Origin of the sequence: Corallococcus sp. CA047B (assembly GCF_003612065.1) — a bacterium.
Taxonomy (GTDB): domain Bacteria; phylum Myxococcota; class Myxococcia; order Myxococcales; family Myxococcaceae; genus Corallococcus; species Corallococcus praedator.
Window position 1 is genome coordinate 1 of record NZ_RAWD01000098.1, and the last position, 17,093, is coordinate 17,093.

Sequence of the window (17,093 nt, forward strand, 5' to 3'; positions counted from 1 at the left end):
CTCATCGGTGGGGCTCCAGGCGGGCGTCCACTCTAGCGCCGCCCGGGCTCCCCCACGAGCCCCCCGCGGGCTCCGGCCTTCCGCCTCAGTCCGCGCCCTTGATGCAGGCCACCGGCTTGAGGCGGTGGGCCACCCGGGCGAGTCCGGCCTGCTCCACCGTCTCCAGCACGTCGTCCAGGTTCTTGTAGCAGGGCCCGGACTCGTCCAGCGGGGTGGTGCGGGTGTTGAGCAGGATGCCGGCCTCCTTCATGCGCTGGTCCGTCTCCTCCTGCTGGAGCTGCCGGCGCGCGGCGGCGCGGGACAGCCTGCGGCCGGAGCCGTGGTTCACGGAGTAGATGGACTTCTCCGCGCCGGGTTCGGCGAAGAGGATGGCGCTGCCCGTCTCCATGGACCCGGGGATGAGGATGGGGTGGCCGGTGGACTCCCACACGGTGCCCTTGAGGGCGGGGTGGCCGCCGGGGAAGGCCCGCGTGGCGCCCTTGCGGGCGACGAACTTCCCGGCCTCACGCTGGATGAGGTTGTGGGAGATCTCGTAGTAGATGCTCGCGGTGCCGCCGAACACGTCCTCCAGGGCGTCGCACACGGCCTCGCCGATGAGCAGCCGGTTGGCCACGGCGAAGTTGGCCGCCATGTTGTGCAGGTTCCAGTAGGAGCGGCCCAGGGCGCTGTCCGCGTCCAGCCAGATGAGGTCCTCGCTGCGGCTCTTGAGGCCCAGGTGGGCGGCCCCCTCCACGAAGAAGTGCTTGGCGATGTTCCAGCCGAAGCCCCGGCTGCCGGTGTGGAGCATCACCCAGACGCGGCCCAGCTCGTCCACCTGCATCTCGGTGAAGTGGTTGCCGCCGCCCAGGCTGCCCAGCTGGCCGCGCTTGTCGTAGGCGCGCCCGGGGATGTCCACCCCGGTGTCCTCCACGGGGATGAAGTCGCGTTCGGTGACGGAGCTGCCCCGGCCCAGGGCCTTGGCGCCGTGGCGGAGCACCTCCTTGAGGGTGCTCTCGTTGAGCTTGCGCTGCTTGCTGACCCGCTTGGCGCCCACGCCCACGGCGATGCGTTCGGTGACCTCGTTGATCCACTGGCGGCGCCTGGCGGGGTCCGCCACGTCCTCCACCTTGAGGGAGGTCTGGAGCTGGACCATGCCGCAGCCGATGTCGTAGCCGGCGGCGGTGGGCAAGAGGACGCCGTCGGTCTCCACGATGGTGCCGATGGGGACGCCGTAGCCCACGTGACAGTCGGGCGTGATGGCGACGCGGGTGACGCCGGGGAAGGTGGCGGCGTTGACCATCTGGTCGAAGACGGCGTCTTCCATGCCGGGGGACTCCGGGGTGCCGTCTCCCCAGAGGAGCTTGTCGGAGAGGAACAGGTCCGCGTGCACGCGCATCGTCTTGGTGCGTGGCAGGACGTAGTGGCCCTCGGAGACCTTTTCCAGGTGTTGCTTCCAGCTCATGGCGTGTGACCCCAGGTGGGTGAACCCGCGGCAGTGACGGACCCGTCCCTCATATCTGACGGAGGTAGGGTTTCCGACATCCGGATGGCTGCCTGCCTGGTGTGGGAGGGCCTTGGGACGAGGGGGTTGTCGGTCGGAGTGCACTGATCGGCAGTCGGACAAGCCTGGGGCTTGCGGCCCTGGATCGGCATTCCCATTTCTCTGGCGTGCATCAAGGGGGTGGGCGATGGGGTTTCTGACTGGGGTGGTGCTGGCGATGTCGTTGCAGGCGGGGCCGGTGGAGATGACCGCGGGCCCGGTGTTCAATCCGGCGCTGTGCGCGAAGAAGCGCGTGGATCCGTGCGGCTGCCATCACGTCTACGGCATCCGCCACTGCCACCAGAGCCGCAAGAGCAACCACTGCGAGGCGCAGGTCCGCGCCTACGAACCCGAAGAGACGCACGACGCCGAGGACGCGAGCAGCCCGCTGCAGAGCCTCATCGACCCGAAGAAGTCCGTGTCGATGTAGGACGCGTGGGGGGCGGCCCCTTCAGGGGCCGGAGCCGGTTCCGGTCACCTCGGTGAACCGCGTGCCGGTCATGCCCTCCCGCTCCAGGGCCTCCTGGATGTCGCCAGAGACAATCAGGGCCACGGTCCAGCCCCAGGTCCGGAACACCTTGGCGTTGCCCACCTTCGACGGGTCGATGCGCATCCCGGCCACGGAGGAGTACGTGCCTGTTTTTTCGGGCAACCCGTCCTCGGGGGTCCAGTAGCGCACCTCCTCGCTCGCCGCGTCGTCGATGCACTTCACCAGGCGCGTGGCGTTGAGGATGAAGTGCGGTCCGGTCCGCGTGTCGAGCTCCACCGGGATGAGCTGCACGTCGTCGGAGGCCATGGCGGTGAAGAGGGAGGCCACCCGGGCGTGGACGACGGGGATGCTGAACGCAGCGTGGGAGTAGTCGAGGGGCGTGCCGGCAATCTTGATGGGGATCCGGATGCGCTCGTTCAGGCAGGCCCGCTGACCGATCCTGAATTGCCAGGGGTCGTCGAGCTTGCGCCCCTCCAGGTCCAGGGGATGCCCCAGCTCCCAACGGCCCGAGATGTACGGATCATCGGTCAGTTTGAAGAACCGTTTCGGCATGAGGCGATCCTCGCGTCATTTGCTTCGGGTGACCAGCCGGTTGAGCCGCGTTCCCTTCTGGGCGATCTCCTTCGCCAACACCTCGAGGACCCGCGTTAGCGCTTCCCGGCAGCGTTCGATGCTGCGACAGGTCGAGGTGGCTTCGTCCAATCGCTCGTAGACCTCCTCATGGTACTGCCGTGGGTGGGGGCCCTGATGTCCCGGGATCTGGACCTGGTTCGCCGCATCGTTGAGTGACATCCCCGCTCGGTCGAAGACTTCCTGATACCGCTGAGTCCAGGGGCCCCCGTTGTGGGTGGACGTGCTGAACTTGTCGGAGGCGATGTGGTGCCAGGCGCCCCCCTTGTCCGTCGGAGCCGAGCCACCGCCGTTGCCCCCGTTGACCGCCATGGCTACGGCGCCCGGTGCGAGCGCGATGGTGACGGCTTCGGCGCTCACGGCCACGGAGCCCACCTGCCCGACCGCCGCCAGTCGGATGCCTGCTTGCGAACCGGCCTGCGCCGCTGCCTGCGTGACACCTGGGAGTGTGGGGACCTTCGCCGCGAGCCCCGCTGTCGTGTTGCCCACCGCCGCCATTGCCAGCATGGCGAACGCTCGCGCCGCGGTCCTGCCCATCACCTTGCCGTAGCGCTCCCCTTCGGTTCGCAGTTCATCGAAGGTGTTGGCCCGGTCCACGGCCTCCACCAATTGCTTGAAGCCCACGATGAGGCTCTTGAAGGTATCGAGGCCCACGTAGCCGATGAGCGTGACGGTCATCACCGCGGCGATGCCCTTGGAGAACGGCTCGGGCACCGACAGCAGGATGAGATACGTGGTCCAGGTCCACAGGACGCTTGTCAGCAGGGCCTGTGGATCCGCCATGTCCTTGAAGGCATCCAACATTTCCTCCAGCACGACGCCCTGGGCCAGTGCGAGGGCCAGTGCGTACTTCCCATCCCCGGTGACGGTGGGGCTCTCCGCCAACAGGTGCAGACAGTCACCCTTCCTGGCGGTGCGCTCGCACCAGCGCAGGTAGGCGCGCGTCAGTTCCACCTCCTCGGCAGGTGACTCCCCCTCCAACTGCTCACCGGGATCGAGCGGAGTGATGCGACGCCGGTGGGGTTCGTACAGGTACGAGCCACTGCGTGGATCCACTCCGAACAGACGCCGTGCCGCCGCCTGGGGCTGCGTGGAGGGCCGCGCGACGTGAGCCAGGGCCTCCACGGCCTCCTCGAAGTCATCCGCGTCGATCTTCACTGGCGCGGCGTTTCCGCGCGGAGTGATTACGATGGGTGCGCCACGGCCCGTGTCCAGACGCACCACTCTCGTGGCGCTGCCGCACCCGGTGAGGAGCACGAGCAGAAAGGGAATCCACCACCGTGGCTGCATGTGAAGTCCTCTCGGAGCGGTTTCGCTCCCAGGAGGACCTCATGGCATGCAATGCATTGCAAGGGGCTGCGCGCTTGAAGGTACTGCGTTGTCGTCCCGCTTGCCGTGAGAGGCCGGTCGGGCATCCCGCATGAGGCGCACGGCTCAAGGTGACGCGGTCGCGTCTCCAGGCAGTGCCTCCGAACGGCTCACCTGCAGGTCGCTGTCCGAGCGGATGATGACCCAGCGAGCCTGGGGCGACACGCGCAGGGCCACCACGTTCGGCGCCAGGCGGCGCATCTCCGGCTTGAAGGGCAGCGTGGCCAGGGGCGGCATCGTCAGCGAGGACGCATGCGGATGCCCGACCTGGGAGCGCGGCAGGGGCGGGGGAGGAGGCGGCGTCGGCACGGCTTCCGGCGAGCGGTTCAGCAGCGCGATGACCTTCACGGTGGGGCGCTCCGGAGGCATCTCGAACTTCGACACCGGCGTGAAGGCGGTGGGCGTCAGGGGATGCGCCGGCAGGGCCAGCAGCGTCCCGGGCAGGGCCTTCTGCGGTGTGGCCGAAGAAGTCGGCGGCGCGGCGCGAGCCGTGACCGGCGTGGTGACCTGCACCGGAGCGATGTGCGGGACCGGAGATGCTGACCGCGCAGCGGCCAGGACGGTGGCCTGCACCGGAGCGATGTGCGGGACGGGAGACGGTGACCGCGCAGCGGCCGGGGCGGTGTGCTGGACAGGACCGGCGGACTGAGCAGGATTCGCGGCGTGCGGGACAGGAGCCGATGCCCGAGCAGGATTCGCGGCGTGCGCAACGCCCTGTGCCGGAGCGCCATGCGGAACCGGGCTGGAACCAGGTGACCGCGCAGGGTTCGCGGCGTTCGCCAGACCCTGCGCCGGAGTGACCGGGCTGGAACCCGGCGCTCGCACGGGCGCGGTGCCCGGACCCTGCGCGCCCGGAACGGAGTTCGGTGCCCGCGTGTAATCACCCGCCGCGACATGCGCCAGGGAGCGCGCGAGGAGCTCCGTCACCGTTTCCGGTGCCTGTGCCGGAGGCGGCGCTGCGGAACGGTGATGCGGCAGCAGGGCCTCCCGCCCCGGCCCCGAGCCGAACGCCGGCGTCCGCGTCGGCGCCGCGCCCCGGCCCCCGGAGGCGCTCAGGGGCGAGATGGGCGGCGCGGCGGGCAGCCCGCTCGAAGGGCCCGATTCCAGCGCGGCATTGAGCACGAAGGCCGGAGGCGGCGGCGGAGGCATGCTCCGGACGTGCCCCGGCGGAGGCGTGGGGGGCAGCCGGTCGAAGAAGTCGTTCGCGGACGTGTCGAGCGGATCCTCCTCCAGCGCCGCCGAGACCACCTCGCCCTGGCCCATCCGCACCACCTCCATCTGGAGGACCGGGTCGCGCGGATCCAGCTCCAGCGCGGCCTTCAGCGCACCCCGCGCGCGGGAGGCACAACCCAGTAGCATCAGTATCGTCGCTGCATCCCGGTACGCGGCGATGGCCTGGGGCCGCTGACCGGCGCGCCGGCACGCTTCCGCGAGTCGCACGCGCACGTTCGCATCGTGCGGCAGCATCCTCGCGAGCTGCGAGTACGTCTCCACGCATTGTGCGTACCTGCCCCGCTGGTACAGGGCGTGGGCGGTTTCCTTCAACTCCCGCAGCTTCGTCTCGCGCTCGCTCATGGAAGGCCCCTGCGTCCGTGCTGCTTCTCGGAGCTAGCAGGGTGCGTGCCGAGCGCCCTTGACGACCGGTCCCGTTCACTGCCGCGCCCCCACCGGGACCCGGGACCGGAACGCGTGTCCTGCATCCGGCGGACCCCGAGGCGAAACTCCGTGCGCCCGTGCACGCTGTCCAATGCAAGACGCGGCAGCGACCCTGTAGAAATGGGAACGACGCTGTAACAACGCCAGTGCTGCAATCCATGACGTCAGCGAATGACGCGAGACTTTGGGGACGTCGGATGCGCACGCATGCGACGCTGGGGCTCCTCCTGCGTCCACCGGAGACACCTGAAAGGTCACACCATGGCATCCCGTATCGCAGCCCTCACGTTGGGAGCTTTGTTGTTCGCATGTGTGCCCGTGGGCGCGAAGGAGCCGTCCAGGGCGACGAAGGAATCCGCGAAGAAGGTGGCCCAGGAGAAGGTGGACGCGCCGCCCGCCGACGAGACGTTGACGTTGAAGAAGGGCGCGAAGCGCTCGCTGCTGGTGCCGGGCCTGAGCCGCGTGGCGCTGGGCGACCCGACCATCGCGGACGTGGTGACGACGGGCGCGGAGGCCGTGGAGATCTCCGGCCTGGCGGAGGGGACGACCACCCTCCTCACCTGGGACAGCGCGGGCAAGCGCCGCGCGTACCGCATCGAGGTGGGCCGCTAGAGGCCCACCCCGCTCACGGCTCCGACAGGAGGAAGAGCGCGTGTGAGCTGGCGATGGGACGGGTCCTGTCGTCCTGCCACGCCTCCACGCGCACGTTGGCCACGCGCCGTCCCTGCCGGGTGATGAAGGCGCGCGCGAAGGTGTCCTGCGCCTTGCCCGAGCGCAGGAAGTCCACGGTGCTGGAGATGACCTTGGGCACGCGCCCGGTGTCCGTCTGGAGCAGCAGCTCGAAGATGGCGGACGACTCCAGGAGCGCGCCCAGCGCGCCGCCATGCAGCGCGGGCAGCAGGCTGTTGCCGATGAGGTGGGGCGCGTACCGCATGCGGCACAGCATCTCCCCGGCCAGGTTCTCCACGCCGATGCCCATGAAGCGCGTGTAGGGGATGGCGTCGGTGAGGCGGTGGTATTCGCGCGACTGGCGCACCGTGCGCACGAGGTCCGCGAGCGGAGGGGTGGCGGTGCTCATGGCGCTCAGTCCTCCACCCGCATGAAGGTGCCCTGCGAGGAGGCCACCGGCCGCTCCGGGTCGCCCTGGTGCACCAGGGCGCGCACGAAGGCGATGAGGCGGGTGACCTTGTAGCACTCGGCGTGCGCGGTCAGCTCCAGGCCCGGGCGCGCGGGGCGCAGGTAGTCGATGCGCAGGTCCAACGTGACGATGGCGGCGAAGGTGCCCAGCCGCGCGAGCACCGCGGTGCCGCACGTCGCGTCGATGAGCGTCGTCACCGCGCCGCCCGCGACGACCCCGGTCTCCGGGTTGCCCACCAGCACGTCCGCGTAGGGCATCACCACCGTCGCGTCCGTGGCGCCCACGTCCACCAGCCGCAGGCCGAGCGCGTGGTTGTGGGGCACCGCCTCGCTGAACAGCACGGAGAGCTGCTCCTGCCGTCCCGCCTTGTCCGTTGGAAGCGTGAGGTCCGACATAGACGTCCCGCGATAGCAGATTCGAGCGAGGGGTGGGGAGCGCGTCCGTCCGCGCCCGCTTCGAGGAGGCTGGAGCCCGCCCGCATGTCCGCTGGTTCACGCGCGCTTCACCCTTCGCGCTCGGGGCAGGCCGGTTAGGCTGCCGCGCCTTTCGTCTCCCCACGAGGACTCCACCGGTGAACCGACTGACCTCCGCCCTCTGCTTCGCGCTGCTGGTGCCGGGCCTGCTCCTGGCCGCGCAGCCCCTGCCCCGGCCCGCGGGTGCGACCGCTCCTCCGCCGAAGGGCGAAGCCCCCCAGGAGCCGCCTCCGCCGCCCGCGCCAAAGGACACCGCGCGCGACGCCGCCCGGGCGAGTGAGGGAGACGCGGGCACCCCGCTCCCCGTCGCCGCCGCCGAGCCGCCGGACGCGAAGAAGGACGCGTGGAGCGTGGACGCGCCCCCGGGGGCGACCGCCACGCAGGTGCCCATCGACGTGCGCGAGGGCACGTGGCTGAACGTGGACGTGAGCCCGCGCGGAGATGAAATCGTCTTCGACCTGTTGGGGGACGTGTACGCGCTGCCCATCGCGGGCGGCGAGGCGCGGCCGCTGACGTCCGGCGCGTCCTGGGACATGCAGCCGCGCTACAGCCCGGACGGGAAGTCCATCGCGTTCACGAGCGACCGGGGCGGCGGCGACAACCTCTGGGTGATGAACCGCGACGGATCCGACCCGAAGCCGGTGACGCAGGAGAAGTTCCGCCTGCTCAACAGCCCGGCATGGAGCCCGGACGGGCAATTCCTGGTGGGGCGCAAGCACTTCACCGGCCGGCGCTCGCTGGGCGCGGGCGAGGTGTGGATGTACCACCGCGCGGGCGGCGAGGGCGTGAAGCTCACCGAGCGCGCCAACGACCAGAAGGACCTGGGCGAGCCCGCGTTCTCCCCCGACGGCCGCTACGTCTACTTCAGCCAGGACGTCACGCCGGGGAAGTCCTTCGAGTACGACAAGGATCCGAACAAGGAGATCTACGCCATCCAGCGGCTGGACCTGGAGACGAAAGAGGTGGAGCCCTTCGTCACCGGTCCGGGCGGCTCCATCCGGCCCACGCCGTCGCCGGACGGCAAGCAGCTGGCCTTCGTGCGGCGCGTTCGCGCGAAGAGCGTGCTGTACGTGGCGGACGTGGTGTCCGGGGCGGAGCGGCCGCTGTACGACGGGCTCGACCGGGACATGCAGGAGACGTGGGCCATCCACGGCGTGACGCCGGTGGTGGCGTGGACGCCGGACAACAAGTCGCTGGTGTTCTGGGCGGGCGGGACGCTGCACCGCATCGACGTGGCGACGAAGAAGGTGACGCCCATTCCCTTCCACGTGAAGGGGACGCGCACGGTGTTCCAGCCGGTGCGCAGCTCCAGGGCGGTGGCGCCGGACCGCTTCGACGTGAAGATGCTGCGCTGGATGCAGGTGTCACCGGATGGCAAGCGCGTGGTGTACCAGGCGCTGGGCCGGCTCTACGTGAAGGACCTGCCGTCGGGCACGCCGCGCCGGCTGACGCGGCAGAACGAACATCTGGAGTTCCACCCGTCGTTCTCCCGGGATGGGCGCTCCATCGTCTACACGACGTGGGACGACGACCGGCTGGGCGCGGTGCGCATCGTCGCGGCGACGGGCGGGGAGGGGCGCGTGGTGACGGCGCAGCCGGGCTTCTTCGTGGAGCCGGTGCTGAGCCCGGACGGGAAGTCGGTGGTGTACCGCGCGACGGGGGATGGCTACCTGATGCCGGGCACGTGGAGCCGGGAGACGGGGCTGTTCGCGGTGGCGTCCGCGGGTGGGGGCGTGGCGCGCAAGCTGACGCGGGACGGACAGCAGCCGCACTTCGGCGCGAAGTCGGACCGCGTGTACTTCCTGCGCGTGGAGTCGAAGGAGGTGGACGACGTCCGCACGCTCCAGAGCATCGAATTGGACGGGGGCAATGAGCGCACGCACCTGAAGAGCGCGGGCGCCATGGAGATGCGGGTGTCGCCCGACGATAGGTGGGTGGCCTTCCGCGAGGACTTCAACGCGTACGTGACGCCCTTCGTGCGCGGCTCCAAGGAGGCGCAGGTGGGGCCGGGCACCAAGGCGATGCCGGTGACGCAGGTGAGCCGTGACGCGGGGGAATACCTGCACTGGTCCGGGGACGGGGCCCGCCTGTCCTTGCACTGGGCGCTGGGCCCGAAGCTGTTCACTCGGGCGCTGAAGGATGCGTTCACGTTCCTGGACGGGTCGCCGAAGACGTTGCCGCCGCCTTCCGCGGAGGGCGTGGACGTGTCGTTCACGGCGAAGTCGGACGTGCCGGAGGGGACGCTGGCGCTGGTGGGCGGGCGCATCGTCACGATGAAGGGCGACGAGGTGCTGGAAGAGGGCGTGGTGGTGGTGAAGGGCAACCGCATCGTCGCGGTGGGCCCGGTGGGGAAGGTGGCGGTGCCGGCGGGGGCGAAGGTGGTGGACGTGAAGGGCAAGACGCTGATGCCGGGCCTGGTGGACGTGCACTGGCACGGGAGCATGGGCGTGGACGGGCTGATGCCGGAGCAGAGCTGGGTGCAGGCGGCGTCGCTGGCGTTCGGGGTGACGACGCTGCACGACCCGTCGAACAACTCGGAGACCATCTTCGCCGCGAGCGAGCTGGGCAAGGCGGGCATGTTGATGTCGCCGCGCATCTTCTCCACGGGCACCATCCTGTACGGGGCGGCGAGCGCGGGGGCGCGCGTGGAGATCGACTCGCTGGACGACGCGCGCCGGCACCTGCGGCGGATGCAGGCGTTGGGTGGGTTCAGCGTGAAGAGCTACAACCAGCCCCGGCGCGACCAGCGGCAGAAGGTGCTCCAGGCGGCGCGCGAGCTGGGGATGCTGGTGGTGCCGGAGGGCGGCTCGCTGCTGCAGCACAACCTGACGATGGTGGTGGACGGGCACACGGGCGTGGAGCACTCGCTGCCGGTGGCGCGCATCTACGACGACGTGCGCCAGCTCTGGAAGGCCACGCGCGTGGGCTACACGCCGACGCTGGGCGTGTCCTACGGCGGGCTGATGGGGGAGAACTACTGGTACCAGAAGACGAACGTCTGGGAGGACACGCGCCTGTTGTCCTTCGTGCCCCGGCGCGTGGTGGATGAGCGGTCGCGGCGCCGGGTGATGGTGCCGGACGAGGAGTTCAACCATCAGAACGTGGCCCGGGTGGCGAAGGAATTGAACGACCTGGGCGTGAGCGTGCAGCTGGGCGCGCACGGCCAGCGCGAGGGATTGGCCGCGCACTGGGAGCTGGCGATGTTCGTCCAGGGCGGCATGACGCGGATGCAGGCGCTGCGCGCGGGCACGCTGAGCGGGGCGCGCTACCTGGGGATGGATGCGGACCTGGGCACGCTGGAGGGTGGGAAGCTGGCGGACCTGGTGGTGCTGGACAAGAACCCGCTGGAGGACATCTCGAACAGCCGCACGGTGCGCTACACGATGGTGAACGGGCACCTGTACGACGCCAACACGCTGAACGAGGTGGGCACGCGGCAGCGCACGCGCGCGAAGTTCTTCTTCGAGAAGGACGGCAACGAAGGGTGGAGCCCGAAGGCCTCCTCGCATGCGAATGAGCAGGTATGCGATTAGGGTGGGTGCTGTGTTTGTATGCCGTGGGCTGCGCGGTCGGCCCACGGCAGTTCCATCAATCCCTGGGCCCTGGGCCCGGGCCGGGCTGCGTCAGCACGGTGGATTGCCAGTGCAAGGACGGCGTGGTGGTGGCCTGTGAACAGCTTGGAGTCGCGCCCCGTCCCCGGATGCCGCCTCCGTTGCCACTGCCCGGGGCCGCGGAGGAGGCGCGGGAGAAGGAGAACGAGCGGCGCCGGGACACCTGCGGTGATGACTATGTTCGCTGCGTTGATGCGGGTGGGGGAGGCTTGCCTGGCCGGGTGCAGGGCGAAAGCCGGTGTGACTCCTGCCGGGCCTACTGTATGGCCCATGGCTTCTGGCCCACCTCCATCTACACCTGGAACGGGGAACCATTGAAATGCCCAGGAAGATGAAAGAAGCCTTCGCCGACCCGTCCCTGCACGACCCGCACTGGCGCGCCTTCATCCTGGACATGGAGAACACGAGTGCGCGCAGGGACTGGCGACGCTTTCGCGCGGACCTCAGACGACTGGAGCGGCGCCATACCGGACGGGTGCCCACAGCCCCAATGCACCGCGCCCTCGCGGAGGATGTGTTCTTGTGTGCCGCGCATTGGGAGCAGACTCCACGCATCGTGCGCGGCGCGCTGCGTGAGTTGTTGCGATACCCCTTGAGGTTCGCGCTCTACTCCTTCGTGGCTGCGGAGTACTGGCGCTGGGCGTCCAAGGTGTCCCCTGCGGACCTGCTCGCAGCCGAGGCCATGCTCGCAGAAGTTCGTGAGGCCCTTCCTTCGCTGGATGAGCACGAGCGCTGGAACACGGAGGGCTTGCTGGCCTCTCTGAAGCGCTGAAGGCAGGTGTACGTCCGAGATGATCACCCTTTCGCAGCCAGTTTCGGGCCACCCGGTTCGGATGCGTGAAGGGAGTGAAGTCCGAGCGAGGCCTCTCATGCTAATGGGCAGGGATGCGATGGGTGTTCATGTTGACGCTGGGTTGGGGCGTCGTGGGCTGCGCGGTCGGCCCACGGCAGTTCCATCAATCGCTGGGCCCGGGGCCCGGGCCAGGCTGCGTCAGCACGGTGGATTGCCAGTGCAAGGACGGGGTGGTAGCGGCCTGCGAGCAGCTTGGAATCGCGCCCCGTCCCCGGGTGCCGCCTCCGTTGCCACCGCCCGGGGCCGCAGAGGAGGCGCGCGAGAAGGAAACCGAACGGCGCCGGGATTCCTGTGGCGATGACTATGTTCGCTGCGTCGATGATGGCGGGCAAAGCCAGCCTGGGCGAGTCATGGGCGAGAGCCTGTGTGAGTCCTGCCGGGCCTACTGTATGGCTCAAGGGTTCTGGCCTGATTCACGGCCCGGAAGAATCCGTCGTGTCTGCCGGGTTGAAAGAGCATGAGCGGACTGGCGCTGAGCGAAGAGCAGCGGAGCGAGCTGGAATCCTGCTTCCGCACGACGGAGGACCGACGTTTGCGTGAGAGGTGCCAGGCGGTGCTGATGACGTCCCGAGGGCGGTCTCAGCAGCAGATTGCCGAGGACCTGGGGACGACGCCCCGCAACATCCAGCGCTTCCTCGCCCGCTATCGGGCCAGCGGCTTGAGAGGGTTGAGGATTCAGTGGGCACCGGGCCGCACGCCGTTGATTCCCGAGGGGCTGGCGCCCACCATTCTGGGATGGGTCCAGCAGGGGCCAAGGGCCTGCGGCGTCAAGCGGGCGAATTGGACGCATGAGGCGCTGGCGGACTTCCTCTACCGCCAGACAGGGATTCGGGCGCGGGAGACGGCCATGGGGGACTTCTGCCGTCGCCATGGTGTGCGGCTGTACCGGCCCACCTATCGCTTCCTTCGAGCGGACGCTTCACGCCAGCAGCAGGCGCGGCGGGAGTTGAGCGAAAAAAACGCCAGGCGCAGGCAGGTGACATCGCCCTCTTGAGCCAGGACGAAGCGAGATTTCCCATGGTGCCGACACTGACGGCGACGCTGGGCGTGAAGGGAAGCCGCCCTGTCGTCGGCACCCGCGACTGCAAGGACGTGGTGCACACCTTCGCATCCGCCAACCTCACGACGGGAGCGGTGACGAGCAGGCTTTACGGTAGCCGAACCCGCGCGCGTCGCAAGGATGGCCTCTCCAAGACGAAGCGCATGCAGGTGGCTTTCGCCCACCACCTGCTCGACGTCGCCCGCGCCTATCCCGCCACGGCGTGGCGGCAAGTCGTCCTCATCATCGACAACGCGCCCTGGCACCGCGGGCGCCCCGTGGATTGGGCCTTGCGCCGCTTCCCGCACCTTTCCCTGTACCGGCTGCCGCCCTACAGCCCTCAGCTTCAACCCATCGAGCGGCTGTGGCGGCCCCTGCGCCAGCGGGCCACGCACAACCTTCTCTTCGACGAGATGACCGAGTTGCAACAGGCACTGCGCTCGGGCCTGGGCTACTTCCGCACGCGACCTCACGTCGTCCTCAAGCTCTTCGGCTCGCCTTGGACAACGACGGGATTACCCGAGGCGTGAATGAGGCCATCTATTCCTGGAAAGGAGTCCGACAGGAATGTCGCAGAAAATGAAAGGCTTCGACGATCCGCCCTACAGCGACCCCAACTGGGAGGCGTTCATGCAGGAGGTAGAGGAGACGACGGGACTTGCCCCCAGGGACTGGCCGCGCTTCCGTGCGGGACTGAGGCAGTTGGAGCGGCGTCATGCCGGACGGGTACCAACAGCCTCGATGCACCGAAAAATCGCGGAGACCGTGTTCTTCTGTGCCGCGCACTGGAAGCAGACGCCGCGTGTTGTGCGCGGCGCATTGCGTGCCTATTTGAAACATCCGATGGGGACGATGAAGTACTCCTACACCGCCGCGGAGTACTGGCAATGGGCGTTCAAGGTTTCTCCCGACGACCTGCCCGCCGCGGAGGCCATGCTCGCGAAGGTCCGTGAGTACCTGCCCACCCTGGATGAGCGTGAGCGCTGGAACACGGAGGGCCTGCTGGCCTTCCTGAAGCGCCTCTGACGCTCAGCGCGTCGCGGCCACCTGGGCCAGCGCCTGTTGAATCTGGGGCAGCGCGTAGGGCTTGGGCAGCACCACCACGCCCAGCCATTGCTGCGGATCCCCGTCCAGCGCCGCGCGCCCATGCCCGGAGGCGATGATGATGCGCATGGCCGGCTTTCGCAGCGCCACCTCGCGCGCCAGGTCCACGCCCGACATGCCCGGCAACGTCACGTCCGTGAACAACACGTCGAACGGTCCCGACGCCAGCGCCACCCGCGCCTCCTCCGCGCTCGCCACCGGCACCACGGCGTGCCCCAGCAGGTCCAACAGTTCGCTCGCGGACGTGCGGATGTCCTCGTCGTCCTCCACCAGCAACACCTGCATCCGCCGCGCGGACTCCTGCATCGGCGGCAATTCCTGGCGCGGCGGCACCTCCGGCCACGTCACCTTCGGCACCGGTGGCGTCAAGAGCCGCTGCTTGCGTTGATCCAACAGCGCCCGCACCTTGCGCGCCAGGTCCTCGCGCCGGTACGGCTTGCTCAACAGGTGCACGCCCGGGTCCAACCGGCCGCCGTGCACGATGGCGTTCTCCGTGTACCCGGACGTGAAGAGCACCTCGATGTCCGGCTGGAGCAGCCGCGCCTGCTTCGCCAGCTCCGGGCTTCGCACCGGCCCCGGCATCACCACGTCCGTGAAGAGCAGGTCCACCGCCACGCCGCTCTTCAGGATGGACAGCGCGCTCTGCCCGTCCACCGCGCGCAGCACCCGGTAGCCCAGCTCCGTGAGCAGCTCCACCACCGTCGCCCGCACGTCCGCGTCGTCCTCCACCGCGAGGATGGTCTCCTGTCCGCCCTCCACCGGCCCCGTCACCACCTCCGGCACCGGCGCTTCCGCCTGGAAGGCCCGCGGCAGGTACACCTTCACCGTCGTGCCGTGCCCCACCTCGCTGTAGAGCTTCACGTGGCCGCCGGACTGCTTCACGAAGCCGTACACCATGCTCAGCCCCAGGCCCGTGCCCCGACCCTCCGGCTTCGTCGTGAAGAAGGGCTCGAACGCGCGCTCCCGCACCTCCGACGTCATGCCCGCGCCCGTGTCCGACACCGCCAGCAACACGTACGCCCCGGCCAGCACGTCCGGGTGCTGCTGCGCGTAGTGGTCGTCCAGTGACGCGTTGCTCAGCTCCAACGTCAGCTTCCCCTGGCCCCCCATCGCGTCGCGCGCGTTGATGGCCAGGTTCAGGATGACGTTCTCCAACTGGTGCGGATCCGCCAGCGTGTTCCACAGCCCGCCGCTGATGACCGTCTCCAGCTCCACGTCCTCGCCCAGCGCGCGGCGCAAGAGGTCGTCCATGCCGCGCACCAGCCGGCCCAGGCTCAGCGAGCGCGGCGCCAGGGGCTGCCGCCGCGAGAACGCCAGCAATTGCGCCGACAGCCGAGCCCCCCGCTCCACCGCGCCCAGCGCCGTGCGCACCCGCTGCGACCCGCGCTCGTTGCCCGCCACGTCGCGCTGCAGGAGCTGGAGGTTGCCGCCGACAATCTGGAGCAGGTTGTTGAAGTCGTGCGCCACGCCGCCCGTCAGCTTGCCCACCGCCTCCATCTTCTGCGCCTGCCGGAGCTGCTCCTCCGTCTGCCGCTGCTCGGTGACGTCGCGCCCGCTGGCGTACAACACGCCGTCCTCCGGGACCGGCACCGCCGTCCAGGCGATGCGCCGGACCCCACCGTGCTTGCACCGGTAGCTGCTCTCGAAGTTCAGCGTCGGCCGGCCTCCCGCCAGATGGCCCACCTCCTCGTGCGACCTCGCGTAGTCCTCCGGCGTCTCCAGCCACTCGGACGTGCGCCCCAGCAGCTCCGCCTCCGTCCACCCCAGCATCCGGGTCCAGGCCGGGTTGACGCTCAGGAAGCGGCCCCCCTTCAGGTCCCCCACCACCAGCAGGTCCTGGGACACGTTCCACACGCGGTCCCGCTCCTGCGTGCGCTGCGCCACCCGCTGCTCCAGCGTCTCGTTGGCCTGCTTCAGCTCCGCCAGCGCCTTGAGCCGCGACAGCGCGGACCACACGCGGTCGGCCACGTTGCGCGCCAGCTCGATTTCATCCTCCAGCCACTGGCGCGGCCGCGCGTCGTGCAGGAACAGCACCGCCACGAACTCGCCGTGCTCCAGCAGCGGGATGTTGAACAGCGCCCGGATGCCCACCTTCTCCAGCGTGGCCCCATGGGCCGCGGTGCGTGAGTCCAACCGCACGTCCGGGATGGCCACCAGTTCGCCGCGCTGGAGGTCCTCCAGGAACGCGCCGTAGTCGTGGAAGCGGTGCACGCCCTGCACCTGGGGCACCTTCGGGCTGGACACCCAGTTGGGGTGCAGGAACACCAGCCCGTGCGCGGCGTCCACCGTGCCGTACCCCGCGCGCGCCACCCGCAGCAGGCGCCCCACCACCTCCATGGCGAGCTGCGCGGCGGCATCCGGGGACGTCGCCTCGCGCAGCCGGTCCGTCATCTCCAGCAACGCCGCCTGCCGCAGCTCGTTGCGCTTGCGCGCGTCGATGTCCACCAGCACGCCGGGAAAGCGCAGCGGTGTCCCCTGGGGCGTCAGCTCGCAGTGGCCACTGGCCTCCACCCACCGGTAGAGGCCGTCCCAGCGGCGCACGCGGTATTCGGCGCGGAAGGCGCCTCCCGCCTTCACGGTGCGGCCGATGGTCTCCTCCAGGGCCGGCCGGTCCTCCGGGTGCACGGACTCCACGAAGAGTTCGATGGGCAGGCCGTCGCGCGTCTGGAGCGGGTTCAGGGAGAAGGCGCGCGCGAAGCGCTCGTCGGCGATGACCTTGTTGGCGGGCACGTCCCACACCCAGGTGCCAATCACCGCTTCGGTGTTCAACGCCAGTTGCACCCGTTCGTTGGCGGCGCGCAGGGCATCCTCCGCCATGCGGCGCTCGGTGATGTCCTGCGTGACGCCAATCAGTTGCACCGGCCGGCCCACCGCGTCGTTCACGAACGACGCCCGCCTTGCAATCCAGCGCACCGCCCCGGTGTCCTGCCTGCGGATGCGGTACTCCACCGACAGCGTCGACAGTCCGGCCGCCCGCGTGCGCGCATTGGACAGCCGGTGCCGGTCCTCCTCCAACGCCAGCGATTCAATGACCTGCGCGGGCAGGGTGTCCGTGCGCGGCAGGCCATACAGGCGGCAGAACTCCGGCGTCACCGTCAGGATGTTGGTGGCGATCTCCAGCGTGAAGACGCCAATGCCTCCCGCCTCCTGCGCCAGCCGCAGCTGCTCGCGCTTCACGCGCAGGCGCTCCTCGTCGGCGCGTTGCTGGGTGA

14 protein-coding genes are annotated in these 17,093 nt (G+C 69.5%); 7 read left to right on the top strand and 7 right to left on the bottom strand.

All coding sequences use genetic code 11. From position 1 onward, the window contains the following. Nucleotides 1–85: 85 nt before the first annotated feature. The gene (locus D7X74_RS17135) at nucleotides 86–1,441 is read right to left on the bottom strand and encodes an RtcB family protein (protein ID WP_120534044.1); all 1,356 of its coding nucleotides are present in this window, start codon (nucleotides 1,439–1,441) and stop codon (nucleotides 86–88) included. A gap of 226 nt (nucleotides 1,442–1,667) precedes the next feature. On the opposite strand from D7X74_RS17135, the gene D7X74_RS17140 reads away from it, so the two are divergent. Next, a complete protein-coding gene (locus tag D7X74_RS17140) occupies nucleotides 1,668–1,949 on the top strand; it encodes a hypothetical protein (RefSeq protein WP_120534045.1) in 282 nt (93 codons plus the stop codon). A 21-nt stretch (nucleotides 1,950–1,970) separates the two neighbouring features. Here the strand turns inward: D7X74_RS17140 and D7X74_RS17145 are convergent, their stop codons facing one another. The 3 genes from D7X74_RS17145 to D7X74_RS17155 form a co-directional block, all read right to left on the bottom strand. Further along, nucleotides 1,971–2,561 carry an imm11 family protein gene (locus D7X74_RS17145; RefSeq protein ID WP_120534046.1) on the bottom strand — a complete coding sequence of 197 codons (591 nt, stop codon included), beginning with the start codon at nucleotides 2,559–2,561 and terminating at the stop codon, nucleotides 1,971–1,973. 15 nt (nucleotides 2,562–2,576) lie between these two features. Next, nucleotides 2,577–3,929 carry an AHH domain-containing protein gene (locus D7X74_RS17150; protein ID WP_120534047.1) on the bottom strand — a complete coding sequence of 451 codons (1,353 nt, stop codon included), beginning with the start codon at nucleotides 3,927–3,929 and terminating at the stop codon, nucleotides 2,577–2,579. Between the two features lie 144 nt (nucleotides 3,930–4,073). Then, a complete protein-coding gene (locus tag D7X74_RS17155; protein WP_120534048.1) occupies nucleotides 4,074–5,582 on the bottom strand; it encodes a tetratricopeptide repeat protein in 1,509 nt (502 codons plus the stop codon). Nucleotides 5,583–5,924: 342 nt separating this feature from the next. On the opposite strand from D7X74_RS17155, the gene D7X74_RS17160 reads away from it, so the two are divergent. After that, entirely contained in the window at nucleotides 5,925–6,275 is a 351-nt protein-coding gene (locus D7X74_RS17160; protein WP_158622241.1) for a pilus assembly protein N-terminal domain-containing protein, read from the top strand. A 13-nt stretch (nucleotides 6,276–6,288) separates the two neighbouring features. On the opposite strand, the gene D7X74_RS17165 is transcribed toward D7X74_RS17160, so the two are convergent. Together D7X74_RS17165 and D7X74_RS17170 are read right to left on the bottom strand one after the other, a co-directional pair. Beyond that, nucleotides 6,289–6,741 carry a PaaI family thioesterase gene (locus D7X74_RS17165; RefSeq protein ID WP_199741841.1) on the bottom strand — a complete coding sequence of 151 codons (453 nt, stop codon included), beginning with the start codon at nucleotides 6,739–6,741 and terminating at the stop codon, nucleotides 6,289–6,291. A gap of 5 nt (nucleotides 6,742–6,746) precedes the next feature. Next, nucleotides 6,747–7,196 (bottom strand): PaaI family thioesterase, encoded by a 450-nt coding sequence (locus tag D7X74_RS17170; protein WP_120534050.1) that lies wholly within the window; start codon nucleotides 7,194–7,196, stop codon nucleotides 6,747–6,749. A 176-nt stretch (nucleotides 7,197–7,372) separates the two neighbouring features. Between D7X74_RS17170 and D7X74_RS17175 the strand changes: the two genes are divergently transcribed. The 5 genes from D7X74_RS17175 (at nucleotide 7,373) to D7X74_RS42660 (ending at nucleotide 13,803) form a co-directional block, all read left to right on the top strand. Further along, nucleotides 7,373–10,807: an amidohydrolase family protein gene (locus D7X74_RS17175; RefSeq protein ID WP_120534051.1), complete on the top strand. Its 3,435-nt coding sequence runs from the start codon at nucleotides 7,373–7,375 to the stop codon at nucleotides 10,805–10,807. A 409-nt stretch (nucleotides 10,808–11,216) separates the two neighbouring features. Then, nucleotides 11,217–11,657 carry a hypothetical protein gene (locus D7X74_RS17180; protein WP_120585191.1) on the top strand — a complete coding sequence of 147 codons (441 nt, stop codon included), beginning with the start codon at nucleotides 11,217–11,219 and terminating at the stop codon, nucleotides 11,655–11,657. 538 nt (nucleotides 11,658–12,195) lie between these two features. Beyond that, nucleotides 12,196–12,732, top strand: coding sequence for a helix-turn-helix domain-containing protein (locus D7X74_RS17185; protein ID WP_120534053.1), 537 nt, complete (start codon nucleotides 12,196–12,198; stop codon nucleotides 12,730–12,732). 23 nt (nucleotides 12,733–12,755) lie between these two features. Next, the gene (locus D7X74_RS17190; RefSeq protein ID WP_120534054.1) at nucleotides 12,756–13,307 is read left to right on the top strand and encodes a transposase; all 552 of its coding nucleotides are present in this window, start codon (nucleotides 12,756–12,758) and stop codon (nucleotides 13,305–13,307) included. A 49-nt stretch (nucleotides 13,308–13,356) separates the two neighbouring features. Continuing rightward, nucleotides 13,357–13,803, top strand: a complete 447-nt coding sequence (locus D7X74_RS42660) for a hypothetical protein (RefSeq protein WP_147446591.1) — start codon at nucleotides 13,357–13,359, stop codon at nucleotides 13,801–13,803. A 3-nt stretch (nucleotides 13,804–13,806) separates the two neighbouring features. Here D7X74_RS42660 and D7X74_RS17200 read toward each other — a convergent pair whose 3' ends face one another. Further along, nucleotides 13,807–17,058: a PAS domain-containing protein gene (locus D7X74_RS17200; protein ID WP_233602138.1), complete on the bottom strand. Its 3,252-nt coding sequence runs from the start codon at nucleotides 17,056–17,058 to the stop codon at nucleotides 13,807–13,809. Nucleotides 17,059–17,093 lie beyond the last annotated feature (35 nt).

What these genes read in the sequence shown, in the direction of transcription:
- D7X74_RS17180 (WP_120585191.1), top strand. Translation starts at nt 11,217, where the DNA reads ATGAAAGAAGCCTTCGCCGACCCGTCCCTGCACGACCCGCACTGGCGC.
- D7X74_RS42660 (WP_147446591.1), top strand. Translation starts at nt 13,357, where the DNA reads ATGAAAGGCTTCGACGATCCGCCCTACAGCGACCCCAACTGGGAGGCG.
- D7X74_RS17155 (WP_120534048.1), bottom strand. Translation starts at nt 5,582, where the DNA reads ATGAGCGAGCGCGAGACGAAGCTGCGGGAGTTGAAGGAAACCGCCCAC.
- D7X74_RS17190 (WP_120534054.1), top strand. Translation starts at nt 12,756, where the DNA reads ATGGTGCCGACACTGACGGCGACGCTGGGCGTGAAGGGAAGCCGCCCT.
- D7X74_RS17165 (WP_199741841.1), bottom strand. Translation starts at nt 6,741, where the DNA reads ATGAGCACCGCCACCCCTCCGCTCGCGGACCTCGTGCGCACGGTGCGC.
- D7X74_RS17170 (WP_120534050.1), bottom strand. Translation starts at nt 7,196, where the DNA reads ATGTCGGACCTCACGCTTCCAACGGACAAGGCGGGACGGCAGGAGCAG.
- D7X74_RS17145 (WP_120534046.1), bottom strand. Translation starts at nt 2,561, where the DNA reads ATGCCGAAACGGTTCTTCAAACTGACCGATGATCCGTACATCTCGGGC.
- D7X74_RS17185 (WP_120534053.1), top strand. Translation starts at nt 12,196, where the DNA reads ATGAGCGGACTGGCGCTGAGCGAAGAGCAGCGGAGCGAGCTGGAATCC.
- D7X74_RS17135 (WP_120534044.1), bottom strand. Translation starts at nt 1,441, where the DNA reads ATGAGCTGGAAGCAACACCTGGAAAAGGTCTCCGAGGGCCACTACGTC.
- D7X74_RS17150 (WP_120534047.1), bottom strand. Translation starts at nt 3,929, where the DNA reads ATGCAGCCACGGTGGTGGATTCCCTTTCTGCTCGTGCTCCTCACCGGG.
- D7X74_RS17140 (WP_120534045.1), top strand. Translation starts at nt 1,668, where the DNA reads ATGGGGTTTCTGACTGGGGTGGTGCTGGCGATGTCGTTGCAGGCGGGG.
- D7X74_RS17160 (WP_158622241.1), top strand. Translation starts at nt 5,925, where the DNA reads ATGGCATCCCGTATCGCAGCCCTCACGTTGGGAGCTTTGTTGTTCGCA.